This window comes from Microbacterium sp. BF1 (assembly GCF_019279095.1).
Lineage (GTDB): Bacteria > Actinomycetota > Actinomycetes > Actinomycetales > Microbacteriaceae > Microbacterium > Microbacterium maritypicum.
On record NZ_JAGYWT010000701.1, the window covers coordinates 1 to 970 of the forward strand.

At 70.3% G+C, this 970-nt stretch carries 2 protein-coding genes; one reads left to right on the forward strand and one right to left on the reverse strand.

Going from position 1 to position 970, the window contains the following annotated elements; genetic code table 11:
- On the reverse strand, nt 1–293 hold a 293-nt coding region (locus KZA10_RS16160), incomplete at its 3' end, for a transaldolase family protein (protein WP_218683395.1).
- 118 nt (nt 294–411) lie between these two features.
- Between KZA10_RS16160 and KZA10_RS16165 the strand changes: the two genes are divergently transcribed.
- Nucleotides 412–970, forward strand: a 559-nt coding sequence (locus KZA10_RS16165; RefSeq protein ID WP_256935000.1) for a PfkB family carbohydrate kinase, incomplete at its 3' end; no start/stop codon positions are given.

The window sequence follows — 970 nt, forward strand, 5'->3', positions numbered from 1 at the left end:
CCCGCCGCCGTCGCCGGCACCTTCACGGCCACCCGGTCACCCAGCGCGCGGATGCCCTCGGCGTTGCGGAGGAACGAGGCGGTGTCGCCACCCCAGGTCTGGAAGAAGATCTCGCGCGCCCCCTCCGACTCCCAGCGGGCGTAGAGATCAGGGATCTCGGCGGCGGTGCGGCCGCCGCGTTCGAGGATGGTCGGGTTCGTGGTGACGCCGTGCACCACCCCCGCGGCGAGCAGCGGGGAGACACGGTCGACATCGGCGCTGTCGACGTACAGGCGTGGCGCGATCGGGGTCATCGGGGTCTCCTCGCGGACAACCTGTCGTTACAGGTGCGGATTCGGCTAATGTAATGACAGCCATCGCGGTCTGTCAAAGCGACGGCCATGCCTGCCATCGAGGAAGATCAGGAGCGAGATGACCCCCGCACACCCCGAGGACCGCACCGGCGTCGTCATCGTCGGCAGCGTCACGGCCGATGTGACCACCTTCTCCGGGCGCCTGCCGGCCAGAGGCGAGACGATCCTCGGCGACGAGTTCACCCTCATGCTGGGGGGCAAGGGCGCGAATCAGGCCGTCGCCGCCGGTCGCTCCGGTGCACGCACGAGCTTCGTCGGCTGCGTGGGAGACGACCTCTTCCACGACCTGGTCGTCGACGGGCTCACGGCAGCGGGCGTCGACCTCACGCACCTGCGCACGGTTCCCGGCCCGACCGGCATCGCGCACATCCGGGTCGACTCCTCGGCGCAGAACGACATCGTGATGGTGCCGCTCGCCAATGCCGCCCTCGGCGCCGCGCAGATCGACGAGGCGCTCGCAGCTCTCGCCCCCACGACCTCGATGCTGCTCACCCAGCTCGAGACGCCGTCGGCACTCACGGCGCACATCACCGCGCGCGGACGCGAGCACGGGATGACGGTGATCCTCGACACGGCGCCGGCCGCCGAGCTCGATGCGGAGATCTGGCGGAGCATCG